Source organism: Bacillus sp. X1(2014) (genome assembly GCF_007678255.1).
In genome coordinates this window covers 241,049-257,045 of record NZ_VEED01000008.1, presented here as the reverse complement: position 1 = coordinate 257,045, position 15,997 = coordinate 241,049, and the positions used below count along the sequence as shown (strand labels likewise).

Genomic DNA, 15,997 nt, shown 5'->3' with positions numbered 1-15,997 from the left:
GCTTAGTTTCTTAAAAGAAACTAAAATTTATTGTTTGTTTGCACGATTTTGTTTGTTTAGTTTTCAAAGAACAATTTACCACCGCTCGTAAGCGACTTTATTAATATAACACATGACATTTATTAATGTCAACATTTTTTAACCGCCACTTACGAAGACAAAAGCTTTAATGTCTCGCAGCGACGGTTATTAATATACCAAGTAATTCTTAAAAGGTCAATACGTTTTCATTATTTTTTTACAATGATTTTTTATTAAGACGATAGCCTCTATGAAAAACACCTTGACCTTTTGTTTCTATATTCACTACATCAATTAAATGTTTGTCAATTAAATATTCAAGCAATACGCCTAAATCAACTGAGTAAGGGATTAATTCTTGTTCATTCATAATTTCATTGAATAACCAAACTTCCCTGCTGCTTAGCACTTCTAAAAAATGACCTGTCCCCATTTTTGTCCTTGAATGGATCATAAATTCACTTGCAAGGAACAATAGTTCTAATCTTTTTTCAAGCGTTTCTTCACTATACACGAGCTCCTCGTATAATTTAAAAATTTCAGGCTCGATCTGTTTTACTTGATTCCAAACAGTCAACTCTGGATGAAGCCCATTTTCTAGCACAGCCAACCTTGCAAGATGATGCAGAGAATGAACAACATAATTGTATGCATCTAAAAACTGATGACCTTCAAATAAAGCTTTTCCATCCACATAGCGTCGAATCAATTTGGCAAACTCTATACCCATTTTTATTTTGCGGCCATTAAAAGGAAAATCACGCAATTCTGTTTTTAAATTGGCCACATATTCGTTCCGGTCAAAGATAATTTTTGCCTCATAAAGCCATTCAAATATTTTTCGATTCGAGCCTAATAATATCCATTCATTCAACTGCTCTTCCGTAATGATATGCATGGCTGCCTTTTTATCAGAGTAGGTATAGTGCTTGATAAATTGGGGCTGCTCTGCTTCTTTTACAAGGACTAACAGGATTACATCAAATGAATCTGTTATATGACTTAACTTTTGTTTTTTTTGTACCATCAATACTCCAAGAGTATTCAATTGGCTCGCCCGTTCTTGATAAATAGGCCGAAGGATGTCTTCCATCTATCATTCCTCCATTTTTTTCAGGTAGCAATATAACTTCGACAATGAAAACAAATCTCCTTCTTTCTCCAGAGACAAATTTCGACATTCTTCATCCTTGCTTTTTCCTTCTTACCATAAGTATGGTATAGTTTCTCTAGGAGGGAGTAACATGGCAAGATATTCGAGTAAAATAAATAAAATTCGTACCTTTGCATTATCATTAATTTTTATCGGTTTCATTGTTATGTATGGTGGGATCTTTTTTCGAACTTCTCCACTTATTATGACCATTTTTATGATTTTGGGTCTTCTTTTTATTATCGCAAGTACCATTGTTTATTTTTGGATTGGTATGCTATCAACAAAAACAATCCTAGTTACATGCCCTAGCTGCAAAAAGCATACAAAAATGCTTGGAAGAGTGGATATGTGTATGTACTGTCGGGAACCATTAACCCTTGATCCTAATCTAGCAGGCAAGGAATTTGACGAGTCCTATAATAAAAAATAAGAAAAATAAAAAGAGGAAGACTTAAACCATTTTGCTAAAAAGCTACTGTGGTTTGAGTCTTCCTTCTTTATTCACAAAAATCTTCTACTTCCAGGTTAATGTACCTCTTTGCTTGCACATTCCGGGCAGGAACCATAGATTTCCATGCGGTGATTTTCGACTTTGAAACCTGTTACATGGGAAGCTAAGTGCTCCACTTCATCCAAGCCTGGATATAGAAAGTCAACTATTTTTCCACACTGTTCACAGATGACATGATAATGATGGGATGTAACAAAGTCAAATCGGCTTGAGGCATCCCCGAAAGTCAATTCCTTTACAAGACCGACTTCACGAAATACTCGTAAATTATTGTAAACCGTTGCCACACTCATATTCGGAAATTTCCCTTCAAGGGCCTTATAAATATCATCTGCAGTAGGATGTGACATCGAGTTTATTAAATATTCAAGTATCGCATGACGTTGCGGAGTAATGCGCACCCCTGTTTCCTTTAAGGTATCCAACGCTTCTTTTAACTGATTCATCGCCATGCACCTTCTTTCTAAAAGATATTCTTACTTTATAATTGTTATAATTTAATTTTACTAAGTAAATTGTACTTTTGTCAATATTGTTATCTCATTAACAAGTAATGCTATAATCCTTTTCCGTGTAATGTCTGTTCAGGTGCCCTAAGTTGATAATTTACAAAGCGTGCGGTCACAAACAATAAGTCGGAAAGTCGATTTAAATAAGCTAATACAAGTGGATTTACATCATCACCTAATCCAACAGCGCATCTTTCTGCCCTCCTTGCGGTTGTTCGCGCCACATGAAAGGCTGCACCTGCCGGATGTCCCCCTGGCAAGATAAAATTTGTTAACTCAGGAATTGCCTCATTCCATTCATCAATCTGTTTTTCCAACTCTTCAATATCTGATAAAGTAAGTGCCCACTTTACTTCCATTCCTTTTGGTGTAGCCAGCTCTGCACCGACATGAAAGAGATTTGTTTGTATTTTATGATAAATAGTATCAATTATTTCTTTTCCTTGAAAATTTTCCTTATTTAAATAACTAAGCGCAAGGCCAATCATTGAATTGGTTTCATCACAAGTGCCGTATGCTTCCACACGTAAGTCGTTTTTTGCCACTCTTTTTCCATAAATAAGTGAAGTTGTTCCTTTATCACCGGTTTTAGTATAAATTTTCATAAATTTATCCCCCTGTTAATAACGCGACTTCATGGAATATTATTATGCGAGTATTTTTTTCATCATAACACCTGTTTGTATATTTAGAAAACTCAAAATGTACAAATCTTATTTAACTCCATAAAAAAAGGGGCCACTATGGACCCAAATTTTATCTGAGGAGGTATGCCCTAATAAAATGATATTCAATCTCACGCTTCTTGCATTGGACAAATGCCTTTCCTTTACAAAATAGGCTTCAGTTAGAATTAGCTGAGCTGCTCCCTTATGTATGTTAAAGCCTCATCAACATGGCCCTTGACTTTGACATTTCTCCATTCTTTCACAAGGTTGCCTTCCTTATCAATAATAAATGTAGACCTCTCGATCCCCATATATTCTTTACCAAAGTTTTTCTTTAACTTCCATACCCCGAAAATATCCGCTAACTGATGCTCTGTATCTGCTAGAAGGAGAAAAGGCAATCCATATTTCTCGACAAATTTTTGATGACGGTCAACAGGGTCTGGACTTACCCCCAAAATAACGGCATCCACTTCAGTAAATTGTTGAATTTGATCTCGAAAATCACATGCTTCTGTAGTACATCCAGGCGTCATATCCTTTGGATAAAAATACAAAACAATATTGGTGCCTCGGAAATTTGATAGACTTACCGTCTCGCCAGTATTGGCCTCCAACTCAAAATTCGGTACTTGCATTCCAATCTCAACCGTCATCTTTTACCACTCCCATGTAATAATTCCTTGAGGTAAGCGTAACAAAATTCACCCATATAAAACAACTATCCTGCATCACTTATAATGTTTCCCGGTCAAACATAACTCGAGCTACAAAAGCTGCTGGTAATGTATAACCAATCAACGCCTCTGCGACAGTAATAATCCTTCCTATCCCCTGTGGAATGACATCACCATTCCCAACTGAAAATAAGGTCATCGCACTAAAATAAAAACTAGTCTCAAAAATATTTCTGTTATCTTGATTATTTACTTCCATCAACAGGGAAATGCCGATTAACTCAAAAAGTAAATAAATTAAACCAAAGCCCAGGATGACAGTCAAATATACAGAGCCTAAATACAAAAAATTATCAATTGATACTAACTTCCCTTTAACTGTATTGGGAATAAAAAGTGTTCTTAAACTCATGAAGATACAAAAAATAACGATTGGAAGTAAGAAAAAAAACACAATAAACCACCTCAATTTAGCTTCTGGTAGTTTATTTCTATGCTTGCTTGGACAATAAAATATCAAGAATAGCTAATTCCCTGCTCCTCTATATTTCTTAACACCTTGATTCCATACCATAACCGCAATCACAAAGAAACTAACACCAATTACAGGCGTTAAAAATGAGTACAAAAACCATTCCTTTTTCCCTAGAAAAAAGGCAGCGGGATAGACACCAACAAAAGCAAATGGCAGCACCCAGGTTAATACAAAGCGGATGAGTTTATTGTAAATATTTACTGGGTACCTGCCATAATTGCTAATGTTGTACATCATCGGCATTAGCGACGTACGAGCGTCCGCCCAAAAGCTTATGCAGGCAATCATGATGAATACTCCTCCATAAACAAGTGCCCCACCGATGACAAAAAGGATAAATAGAAATGGATCGAACCAATGCAATGAAAGGTCCAGTCGGTTTCCCGCATAAAACATCACAGCAAGCCCAGTTATAGCCCCCAGCAGGGATTCTAGTTCAATCCTCTCAAGTATGATTTGAAAGAGGCTGTGGATAGGTCTGGTTAAGATTCGATCCAATTCTCCCTTCACGATATACCGTTCATTAAAGTCCCAAATATTAAAAAAAGCAGAAAAAACAGCAGAAGGGACGAGAAAAAACCCATAAATAAAAATGATTTCATCCCTTGTCCAGCCATTAAGTAAATTGGTATGGCCAAAGACAACTAATATAAAAATAAAATTTATCGCTTGTGATAATAGATCCGAAAAAAATTCAACAAAAATATCGGCTCGATATTGAAGTCTCGTTTTTAAATACTGAGATAGGTATTGAAAAAACATCGAAATATAAAACAACTCTTACCCCCCTTGAATAATCAGTTGTTTCTTTGCCAAGGACCAAAGAATTTGAATTGGAAAAAACAACAAGATAACCCAAACAAATTGTTGAGTGATTGCATCGATCGCCTGTGATTGAGAAAAACCTTTGGTCACAATCATACTCGGAAAATAACTAATTCCTTGAAAGGGAAGATATTTCATCACATCCTGGGCCCAGCCTGGAAAAAAGCTAATTGGCAGTAACAACCCAGAGAACAAATCAATGACAACACGTTTGGCTCGAATTAGCCCAGAGTTATTATATATGAAGAAAGTAGTAATCCCTGTTAATAAATTTAACTCCGTATTAATAAAGAAACTCAACAAAATCGAAATCGCAAATAATCCCCAAACACTAAGATCCCACGTAAACTTTACCGGAAAGACAAAATAAACGATAATCAGCCCTGGAGCCGAAAAGAAGAATAGCCTGAAAATCCCTTCCCCCAACCCCTGCATAACTTTCATCCCTAGGTAATTGTAGGGTCTAATTAATTCAACAGCGACCTTCCCTTCCATAATCTCCAAGGCCATTTCACGGTCAAGATTGTTAAAATAAAAGGCACGCGCCATCCAGGAAACAGCTACATATGTAGTCATTTGCGTTACTGAAAGACCCACGATTTCTTCCTTCGAACCGTAAATGGCGGACCATAGAAAATAATAGGCACCAATGTTAATACTATAAATTAGAATTCCTGTGTAATAATTAGTCCGGTATGCCAGCATCATTAAAAAGCGGATCCTAATCATCTCAAGGTATTTATCCACTTACACCGCACCCTTTTCATAAATATTTCGAATGATTTCTTCCGTTGACGTTTCATTTATTTTGACATCTTTTATTTTAAATTCAGCTACGACTTTGGCAATGACTTGAGAAATAATCTCATCATTATCTTCTAGTGTGGCCGTAAAGATTTGCTCCTTTACGTCCAGATCCCACTTTACAGGAATCTCACTGGTTAGATTATGTACAGCAGACAGTTCCACATGTTCAAGAAACTGAAACTGAATTTCTTTCCCCTCGCCCCATTTCTCCTGAAGATTCTTTAACGCCCCATCATATATGACCTTACCTTCATCTAACATGATTACTCGCTCGCACAATGCCTCAATATCTGTTAAATCGTGTGTAGTTAAAAGAATCGTAGTTTGATATTTCTCATTAATTTCTTTTAAAAAGTCACGAATTTTTAACTTTACAAGCACATCTAATCCAATCGTTGGTTCATCCAAAAACAATAATGGAGGATTGTGAATGAGCGCAGCAGCTAGTTCACATCTCATTCTCTGACCTAGCGATAATTTTCTTACCGGCTTATCTAATAGTGGTTCAATATCTAATGTGTGAATCACATGATTCATGTGGGTGTTATAATCTTCATCGGATACCTTGTACACTTTTTTCAAAAGGCGGAATGATTCCTGAACAGCGATATCCCACCACAATTGGGAGCGTTGTCCGAACACAACCCCAATTGTTTGGACAAATTTTTCCCGTTCTTTATGCGGGTTCATCCCGTTTACGATGATATCTCCAGATGACGGTGTTAAAATTCCGGTCAGCATTTTAATGGTTGTGGATTTTCCTGCTCCATTCTCACCGATATACCCCACCATTTCGCCTTTTTTTACAGAGAAATTGATATCATTAACAGCGGGAACAATTTTATAATTTCTTGTTAATAAATCCCTAAATGCTCCTTTTAAACCTGTTCGGCTGGAATATGCCTTAAATTCTTTTCGCAAATTATTAACTTCTATTACATTCTTCATTTTCTCCCCCCGAAACAATGACCTAGAGATTTAGTTTAGCCAAATAAGGTTGATAAAACAACAAGCACGCTTTCATAAAATATCCGAATAGTTAAACAGACAAATATTAGCTAAAAAAGTGCTAAAATGGGATAGAAATGATTGAAGGGGGAAAACACATGAATTTTTTTAATTCTGAAAGATTACATAATGAAGCACTTGAACATATTGTCGGCGGAGTAAACAGTCCATCACGGTCCTATAAAGCGGTTGGCGGTGGAGCACCCGTGGTAATGGAACGGGCTCAAGGGGCATACTTTTGGGATGTGGACGGAAACCAATATATTGACTATCTCGCTGCGTATGGGCCAATTATAACAGGTCATGCCCACCCACATATTACTGAAGCAATCAAACGCGCAGCAGAAAGTGGTGTCCTATATGGAACACCAACACCACATGAAGTCAAATTTGCAAAAATGTTGAAAGAAGCCATTCCTTCGATGGAAAAAGTTCGGTTTGTAAACTCTGGTACAGAAGCTGTGATGACAACAATACGCGTTGCCCGTGCATATACAGGCAGAGATAAAATCATTAAATTCGCAGGCTGTTATCACGGTCATTCTGACCTCGTCCTGGTTGCAGCTGGCTCCGGTCCTTCTACATTAGGTACACCAGATTCTGCCGGAGTTCCAAAAAGTATCGCACAAGAAGTAATAACGGTTCCTTTTAATGATATTGAACCATTTAAAGAGGCATTAGCGAAATGGGGAGATCAAATCGCAGCTGTATTAGTGGAGCCTATTGTTGGAAACTTCGGAATTGTTGAACCAAACCCTGGTTTTCTGCAGCAGGTCAATGACTTAACACATGAAACAGGTGCGCTTGTGATATATGATGAGGTAATTACAGCGTTCCGGTTTATGTACGGTGGTGCCCAAAATTTATTAGGGATTGAACCCGATTTAACCGTCCTCGGAAAAATCATTGGCGGCGGCCTGCCAATTGGCGCCTACGGTGGGCGGAAAGAAATTATGGAAACAGTAGCCCCACTAGGCCCTGCCTATCAAGCAGGAACTATGGCAGGAAATCCAGCATCCATTCTTTCGGGAATTGCCTGTCTCGAAGTGCTAAAACAAGAGGGAATTTACGATTACTTAGACCGTTTAGGTGCCATTCTTGAGAATGGGATTTTAGATGCTGCTAAAGAAAATAATATCGACATAACAATTAATCGTTTGAAAGGTGCTCTAACCGTTTATTTTACAAAGGAAAAAATTGAAAACTATGTTCAAGCAGAAAATACAGACGGAGAAACATTTGCAAAGTTTTTTAAGCATATGCTCCATCAAGGAATAAATCTTGCTCCATCCAAATATGAAGCATGGTTTTTGACGATCGCACATACAGTTGAGGATGTCGAGGCCACTTTACATGCAGTAAGAAATGCATTTTCTTCACTTACGAACGAATAAATATACAATTTTTATGCACAAAAGGAAGTGGAAATCACTTCCTTTTATTTTTAAAAACGCTTTGAAAACGTTTACATTAACATGTTCCCTCAATTATCCAACGCTTATTATCCACTATTTTCTTATCCAAAATAATGTATATTTATTTGATTTCTGAAAATTCTTATGATACTATTAAATTATTATTTTTATATTTTTCCTTTAACAATATACCCCGTTAAAGTGACAAACGAATTACAACCACGATGATATACTTAAACTTTTAGTTTCATAGGAGGTGAATGGCCTTAGCAGATAACTGCTAAAGCCTAATATGATGACACAAAAATGGACCCCTTCCCTATTCAAAGATTTCCACAAACAAGAACATGATGCTTGCGGAATCGTCGCATGTCTTGAAAAATCTAAGCGCCCAACTAGAAAAAATATTTTTGATTGTATAGATGCGCTTGTGACTATGAATCATCGTGCTGGTTTTATAAATGGAGAAGGCGACGGTGTCGGCATTCATACCGATATCCCAGTTGCGCTTTGGAAAGAAAAATTGCTTCAGGCAGGTCAGGAACCAACGCTTGCCGAAAAAGAAGAATTTGCTGTTGGCCATGTTTTCATTAGTCAAAAAGTAAACTGGAAAACTACCAAACAGGAATTACTTAATAAGTTAGAGAAATACGGCTTTGATGTAGTATTTGAATCAGATCAAGTAACAGATTCTTCTGCACTTGGCCCAATCGCCATCCAAGAAAACCCTGTTTTCTGGCAATTTGCCTGTCTTTCTTCAAAAAGCGGCCAAGAATTAACAAAGAGCCTTTTCGAAGTATTAATTGATTTTGAAACAAATGATCAAGTTCATGTTGCTTCATTAAGTCACAACCATGTTGTATACAAGGTAATGGGTGCAGGGGATATTCTTCCACGTTACTATCATGACCTTGCAAATCCACTTGTAGCTTCTACAATGACACTTGGGCATAATCGTTATTCTACAAATACATTATCAAGCTTTTTCAGAGTACAGCCATTTAGTGTTCTTGGACATAATGGAGAAATTAATACCATTGCGAAACTTCGTGATGAAGCAAGAATGATTGGTGTGCCCCTTGTCAAAGATGGCAGTGACTCTCAAGATTTAAGCCGGACGATGGAAACATTAATTTGCCGCGAAGGTTTTTCATTATTTGAAGCAATTGATGTTTTATTCCCGCCAATCATCAATGAAATTAAGGCATACCCTGAAAATCTTCAAGATTTATATACCTACCTTAGAGAAGCCTGGGGGCATTTTGCTCAAGGTCCTGCTGGTATTATTTCAAGATATGGTGATGAAGCCGTATTTAGTGTAGATGCACTAGGACTACGTCCACTCTGGATGCTTGAAATAGATAGTTCCTATTTGTTTTCCTCTGAACCAGGAATCATTTCTTCAAGCGAATATGTTAATGAACCAAAACCTTTGGCACCAGGTGAAAAGGTTGGCTTTAAATGGAATGGTGAAACACTGGAAGTTTATGAGCAAGATCGTTTTCAGACTGAGGTATATTCCCGTTTTTCTGAAAAGTTAAATATTAGTGAGGTTAGGGCTCGTTTGCTCCCTCCTTCATTAGGAAAAACAGTGACGATGACATATCCTGACAAAATCCATAATGGACAATATAAAGCATTTGGCTGGGAACGAGATCATATCCAATTAATCGAACAAATGGCGGAAAAAGGTGTGGAACCAATTCGTTCGCTTGGTCATGATGCCCCACTAGCTGCACTTAACCCAGAAAGAAAAAATATTGCTGATTATTTTAAAGAAAGTGTAGCGGTTGTAACGAATCCTGCAATTGACAGGGACCGTGAGACTGAGCATTTTTCAACACGCGTCATCATTGGAAAACGTCCAACACTATTCAATAAAGAAAATAGCGAAACAGTCATTGAGCTAACTACCCCTCTATTATTGGAAGGCAAAGCAGGCTTTGACTTATCTGAGAGTTTAGGTCAGCCAAGTTTTGATCAAGTTGTTTCCCATTTTCAGGCGCAGAAGCTTGTAACCTTTATTTCTGCTACATTCAGCAAAGAAGAAAAGCTCGAGCAAGCGCTAGAAAGACTTGCCAATGAAGCAGTTCAGGCAGTTCAAGCAGGAAAAACACTGCTTGTTCTTGATGATGCAAAAGCACATCAGGAAGATTTCTATTGGATTGATCCACATTTAGTAACATCTGTCATTGATCAAGCACTTGTTAAAGCAGAAATAAGAAGAAACTGTTCTTTAGTTCTTCGTTCTGCTGCAATTCGTTCACTTCATGACATCATTACTGCATTTGGATTAGGTGCAGATTTAATCAGCCCTTACTATATGTTCCTAACGGTTCTTGACGAGACTTCAAAGCCTTTAACAAATCTATTTAGTGCTCTTACAAAAGGGCTGGAAAAAGTAATCTCAACAATTGGTATTCATGAACTACGAGGATACGGCCGCCTATTCTCAAGTATCGGCTTACATGAGGATATTGCTAATCTATTAAACATTGTTAACTTTTTTGGTTCGAAAGAACTTGAAACTGATTTTGAAGCAATGAAACTTGATGCTTTATCAAGAGCCGAAGATTACCACAATGAAAAGGAAAGAGTCGGAAAGACTTTCCATCTCTTCCCACGGATTTGGAAGGCAATTGGTGAAATAGCAGCTACTGGTGATTACAATGTTTATCGTGATAAAATCACTGAACAAGAAACAGAGAATCCAACAACGATTCGTCATTTAGTTCAGCTTAAACAAAGTAATAAACAGTTAGTACCAGCAGATGTCGACCTTCGCGTCGGTGACCATGATTTACCGTTCATTATTTCTTCCATGTCTTTTGGTTCTCAAAATGAAACTGCATTTAGAGCCTATGCCGAAGGTGCAGACCGTCTAAACATGGTCAGCTTAAATGGTGAAGGTGGAGAAATTAAAGATATGCTTGGTAAGTATCCAAAAACTAGAGGTCAGCAGATTGCCTCTGGAAGATTTGGAGTCAATGCGGAATTACTTAACTCATCCAATCTATTAGAAATTAAAATTGGTCAAGGTGCAAAACCTGGTGAAGGCGGCCATCTGCCTGGTTCAAAGGTTACGGCAAAGGTTGCCGAAGCACGTAATGCAACCCTGGGATCAGATTTAATCTCACCTTCAAATAACCATGATATCTACTCAATCGAGGATTTAGCGCAAATGATCCTGGAATTGAAAACAGCTAATGATCAAGCAAAAATCGCTGTTAAGGTTCCAGTTGTACCGAATATTGGAACAATTGCTGTAGGGATTGCTAAAGCAGGTGCTGATATTATCACTTTGAGCGGCTTTGACGGCGGCACAGGTGCAGCAAGAATTCACGCGCTTCAACATGTTGGATTACCGGTTGAAATTGGTGTAAAAGCGGCCCATAATGCCCTGCTAGAAAGCGGCCTTCGCCACAAAGTAGAACTCTGGGCTGATGGCGGTATGAAAAGTGCAATGGACGTTCTTAAAATTATGCTGCTTGGCGCTAACCGTGTTGGCTTTGGGACATTATCGATGCTGGCAATTGGTTGTACTACATGCCGCGGCTGCCATTTAGATACTTGTCATGTTGGTATTGCAACTCAAATTGAATCAGAAGCTCAGGCGAAAGAACATGGTCTAAGACGTTTTGTGCCTCGACAATTGGATTTAGCAGTACAAGGAATTATGAATCTCTTTACTGCATTTGCAACAGAATTAAAGGATCTTTCAGCTTCAATTGGAATTCGCAATCTACAGGATGCAGTAGGTCGTTCTGATTTATTAGAGCAAGTTAAAGGTCAAGGGCAACTAAGCCTCTCCTATTTGCTAAAACCATTAGAAATCAGTCAATTTGCAAAAACCGAAGCATCAAAATCAATTGAAGAAGTTCAAATGCAAGTAGCTGTTGGAGCAGAGTACCTTGATGGCAGTGTGGATCAATTACACTCTTCTCGTGAATTCACTAGTGTCACATCCGAACAGCGTGTGTTAGGAAGCCGAGTATCTTGTCACCGTGTCCGCGGCAGACTTGATGGTTCATATAAACAGTTACCGTCCGTCCAGCTAAAATACAAAGACGGTTCCATTCCTGGTAATGGATTAGGCGCCTATAATAGTGAAGGAATCGAAATTACCGTTAATGGCGGTGGTCAAGATGGCGTCGGAAAAACATCCTTTGGCGGCAATATCCAAATTTTAAAATCAAAAGGTAAGAATGGTCAATTTTATAATGGTTCCGTAGGAAAAGGATTTGGCTATGGTGCTCAAAAGGGACTTCTTATTGCCCAAGGTAATGCAGATGCGAGAGCAGGAATTCGTCTTTCTGGGGCTGATTTAATTATTGGAGGCACCGTAAAAAAACCACTTCCGGAAAATGAAGCAGGTAATATCGGATCAAATGCTAATATTAAAGGGTTTGCCTTTGAATATATGACAAATGGCCGCGGCCTTGTTTTAGGTGACCCAGGTCCATGGATTTGTGCAGGAATGACAGGCGGGGTTGTTTATATTCGTCAACAGCCTGAGATGAGATTAACGAAAGAAGCAATTCAAAGAAGAATCGCTAAAGGCGCAAAGGTTTCAGTTGTGGACTTAAATGAGAAAGGCAAGCAGGATATTAACGAGCTATTAAGTCAATATACTGACTTGCTTGAACAGAATGGTCAGGCTGAAGAAGCACAGCAACTTCGCGCACTACTAACAAATGTAGAAAATCACTTTGTGCAGGTACTTCCTGTCAAAGAACAAGCTGATCCATCTGTATCTACAGAGTGATTATTATTAACAAATTTAACTTACGTCCGCTTTTTTTAGCGGACGTTTTTTATTCCAACTTTTTCTTAACAATAATCAAAAAAATTCATATGATATCTCTTGATAATATAGGGTAATCCATGTATAGTAAAAATTTGCTTAAGAAAACCTTTTGAAAGGAAACTATTTAGAATGAAGTTAGGTGCCCGCATTTTAAAAACGGGAATTGCTATTGTACTCTCACTTTACTTGGGTCAGTTGTTACACTCTCCCTCTCCGGTATTCGCTGGCATTGCCGCCATATTTGCGATTCAACCAACCATTTATCGTTCCTATTTAACGATTATTGAACAAATTCAAGGAAATCTTATTGGAGCATTGCTTGCAGTTATTTTTGTCCTTCTCTTAGGAAATCACATTATTGTCATTGGATTAGCAGCTATTATTGTCATTGCCATTAATTTAAAGCTTAAACTCGAAAATACAATTGGATTATCGCTTGTTACTTTAATTTCGATAATGGAAACCCCTGGAGGTAACTTCATCCCCTTTGCTGGAATCCGCTTTTCTACCATTATGATTGGGGTATTTTCTGCTTTTTTAGTCAATCTAGTATTTATGCCGCCAAGGTATGAAAACAAGCTTTACTTCAAAATGACGAGCACAACTGAAGAAATCATTAGATGGATTCGGTTAAGTACACGTCATGACTTTGATCATAATCTTCTAAAAACAGATATTGTTAAATTAAAAGACAATATTATTCAAATGGGTCTGTTTTATACGATGTATAAAGAAGAACGCAGCTATTTTAAGAAAAAAAGCTTAGAAAAATCACGTAAGCTTGTTATTTATAGACAAATGCACTCAGTCGCCAAAAAGGCACTTGATACATTAAAACGGCTTCATCGTTTTGAGAATGAATTACTACATCTTCCAGAGTCATTTCAACAAGCCATTCAGGAACAATTGGATTGTCTCATTTACCATCATGAACAACTAATGCTTAGATTCATTGGGAAAATTCCAACCCCTCACACTGTTTCTGAAAACAATGTTTGCTTAAATAAAAAGCAATTATTTGATTTGTTTTTACTCCACCAGCAAGAATTTACTGATCACGACCACCCGCATCGATATCATACAATGCAAATCATTGCTTCGATTATCGATTATGGTGAACAGGTTGAACACTTAGATACCTTAATTACAAGTTTTCATTCGTACCATCATAATGAAGTATCAATTGAGGAAGATATTATATAAAAAGAAACCGAAGCATTTATTCTGCTTCGGTTTCTTTTTGTTCTAATTGTTGGACTTGGAAAAGTTTGTAATAATTACCTTGTTTCGCCATTAGCTCGTCATGTGTCCCTATTTCTACAATTTGACCATGTTCAATCAGTACAATTCGATTGGCATGTGTAATGGTTGACAATCGGTGAGCAACGATAAAGGTGGTTCTGTCCTTAGCTAACGCTTCTAGTGATTCTTGTATTGCATGCTCACTCTCCAAATCCAGAGCTGATGTTGCCTCATCAAGTATTAAGATAGGAGGATTTTTTAAGAAGACGCGAGCAATCGCAACTCGTTGTTTCTGTCCTCCTGAAAGCTTAACACCTCTTTCGCCGACCTTGGTATTGTACCCTTCAGATAGGTTCAAGATAAACTCATCGGCATTAGCGGCTTTTGCAGCCGTGTATACTTCCTCTGCAGATGCATCTGGCTTCGCTAATAAGATATTATCCATTACCGATTCACTAAACAAGAGATTATCCTGAAAAACCACACCAATTTTGTCCCGTAAAGATTGAACCTTAAAGTTTCTGATATCTATCCCGTCTAATGTGATTCTCCCCTTTGTCACATCATAAAAACGGGGAATCAAACTAACAAGGGTCGACTTCCCTCCGCCGCTCATCCCTACAAGAGCAATTGTTTCTCCCTTTTTTACATGCAGAGTTATATCTTTCAAAACCGTCTCTTCGTTTGCTTCGTAGCTAAAAGACACATTCTCAAATGAAATATCACCATGTACTTGATTACAAACTTGTGCATCTGGGGCATCAACAATATCATACTTCTCATCTAAAAATTCAAATACCCTGTCCATTGATGCAAATGATTGAGTGATTGTTGTAGAGGAATTAACCAATCTTCGCAATGGATTATAGAGCTTATCAATATAGGCAAAAAATGCAACCATCGTCCCTAAGGATAGCTGGTCCTGAATAACAAGATAAGCAGAATAGCCAATTACAATTAATGGGGCTATGTCTGTAATGGTATTAACTGCAGAAAATGCCTTTGCATTCCAGCTAGTATGCTGCAAGGCCTTTTCCAAGAAATTTCTATTTTGCTTATCAAATTGACCCTGTTCAAAATCTTCTATCGCAAAGCTTTTAATTACAGGCATACCTTGAACACGCTCATGTAAATAGCTTTGAACCTCGGCAAGTGCTTGTGAACGTTGCCGAGTCAACTTCCGGAGATTCCCAAAAAAATATCTAATTGAAAAGGCGTATAGCGGAAATAACACTATCGATACGAACGTCAGCTTAACACTCATTGAAAACATAAGAATAATGGCAATAATTATTGTGGCAATATCCAGCCAAAGATTCATTAATCCGGAAATGACAAACGTCTTCGTTTGTTCAACATCATTAATGACACGTGAGATTATTTCCCCTGCTCGATTATTTGAAAAATATTTAAAACTTAACTTTTGAATGTGGGTATACATCGAATCACGAATATCATAAAGAATTTTGCTTGAAGTCCACTGGGCAAAATATTGACGGTAATATTCAATCGGCGGTCGCAGGATGACAAAAACAACAAGCATGATAACCATAATAAACAAGAGTTTTTCAATCTTCTCATCATGAGATAGAGTATGACTACCCACAATGTCATCAACAACATATTTAATCAATAGTGGGATCATTAGCGGAATTGAAAATTTAATTACCCCAATAATGATTGTCCCTATCACCTGAAGCCGATACGGTTTTACAAATTGCAAATACCTTAGAATACTGCTCAAAATAGCCCTCCTTTCAAAAAATAATAAAAAGCTATTGATAAAATTAGTTTCTTACAATAATAAAATTACACA

General features: G+C 37.5%; 13 protein-coding genes. 4 read left to right on the top strand and 9 right to left on the bottom strand.

Annotated elements, in window-relative coordinates:
* Positions 1–238: 238 nt before the first annotated feature.
* The gene (locus tag FS608_RS16880; RefSeq protein WP_144553064.1) at positions 239–1,114 is read right to left on the bottom strand and encodes a nucleotidyltransferase-like protein; all 876 of its coding nucleotides are present in this window, start codon (positions 1,112–1,114) and stop codon (positions 239–241) included.
* A 151-nt stretch (positions 1,115–1,265) separates the two neighbouring features.
* On the opposite strand from FS608_RS16880, the gene FS608_RS16875 reads away from it, so the two are divergent.
* Positions 1,266–1,607: a YgzB family protein gene (locus FS608_RS16875; RefSeq protein WP_144553062.1), complete on the top strand. Its 342-nt coding sequence runs from the start codon at positions 1,266–1,268 to the stop codon at positions 1,605–1,607.
* Positions 1,608–1,702: 95 nt separating this feature from the next.
* Here the strand turns inward: FS608_RS16875 and perR are convergent, their stop codons facing one another.
* The 7 genes from perR to FS608_RS16840 form a co-directional block, all read right to left on the bottom strand.
* A complete protein-coding gene (gene perR, locus FS608_RS16870) occupies positions 1,703–2,140 on the bottom strand; it encodes a peroxide-responsive transcriptional repressor PerR (protein ID WP_144553060.1) in 438 nt (145 codons plus the stop codon).
* A 104-nt stretch (positions 2,141–2,244) separates the two neighbouring features.
* Entirely contained in the window at positions 2,245–2,802 is a 558-nt protein-coding gene (locus tag FS608_RS16865) for a cob(I)yrinic acid a,c-diamide adenosyltransferase (RefSeq protein WP_144553058.1), read from the bottom strand.
* A gap of 248 nt (positions 2,803–3,050) precedes the next feature.
* Positions 3,051–3,521, bottom strand: a complete 471-nt coding sequence (gene bcp, locus FS608_RS16860) for a thioredoxin-dependent thiol peroxidase (protein WP_144553056.1) — start codon at positions 3,519–3,521, stop codon at positions 3,051–3,053.
* Between the two features lie 79 nt (positions 3,522–3,600).
* On the bottom strand, positions 3,601–3,996 hold the full coding sequence (locus FS608_RS16855; protein WP_313958721.1) for an ion channel: 396 nt from the start codon (positions 3,994–3,996) through the stop codon (positions 3,601–3,603).
* A gap of 72 nt (positions 3,997–4,068) precedes the next feature.
* Complete coding sequence (locus FS608_RS16850) at positions 4,069–4,854, bottom strand: ABC transporter permease (RefSeq protein WP_144553054.1); 786 nt, start codon at positions 4,852–4,854, stop codon at positions 4,069–4,071.
* Positions 4,855–4,857: 3 nt separating this feature from the next.
* The gene (locus FS608_RS16845) at positions 4,858–5,649 is read right to left on the bottom strand and encodes an ABC transporter permease (RefSeq protein WP_144553052.1); all 792 of its coding nucleotides are present in this window, start codon (positions 5,647–5,649) and stop codon (positions 4,858–4,860) included.
* The gene (locus tag FS608_RS16840) at positions 5,650–6,657 is read right to left on the bottom strand and encodes an ABC transporter ATP-binding protein (protein WP_144553050.1); all 1,008 of its coding nucleotides are present in this window, start codon (positions 6,655–6,657) and stop codon (positions 5,650–5,652) included. It abuts the gene before it with no gap.
* Between the two features lie 158 nt (positions 6,658–6,815).
* Here FS608_RS16840 and FS608_RS16835 point away from each other — a divergent pair, with 158 nt between their 5' ends.
* The 3 genes from FS608_RS16835 (at position 6,816) to FS608_RS16825 (ending at position 14,142) form a co-directional block, all read left to right on the top strand.
* Positions 6,816–8,111, top strand: coding sequence for a glutamate-1-semialdehyde 2,1-aminomutase (locus FS608_RS16835; RefSeq protein ID WP_144553048.1), 1,296 nt, complete (start codon positions 6,816–6,818; stop codon positions 8,109–8,111).
* 316 nt (positions 8,112–8,427) lie between these two features.
* Positions 8,428–12,897, top strand: a complete 4,470-nt coding sequence (locus tag FS608_RS16830; RefSeq protein WP_144553046.1) for a glutamate synthase-related protein — start codon at positions 8,428–8,430, stop codon at positions 12,895–12,897.
* A 171-nt stretch (positions 12,898–13,068) separates the two neighbouring features.
* Complete coding sequence (locus FS608_RS16825; protein WP_144553044.1) at positions 13,069–14,142, top strand: FUSC family protein; 1,074 nt, start codon at positions 13,069–13,071, stop codon at positions 14,140–14,142.
* Positions 14,143–14,158: 16 nt separating this feature from the next.
* On the opposite strand, the gene FS608_RS16820 is transcribed toward FS608_RS16825, so the two are convergent.
* On the bottom strand, positions 14,159–15,925 hold the full coding sequence (locus FS608_RS16820) for an ABC transporter ATP-binding protein (RefSeq protein ID WP_144553042.1): 1,767 nt from the start codon (positions 15,923–15,925) through the stop codon (positions 14,159–14,161).
* Positions 15,926–15,997 lie beyond the last annotated feature (72 nt).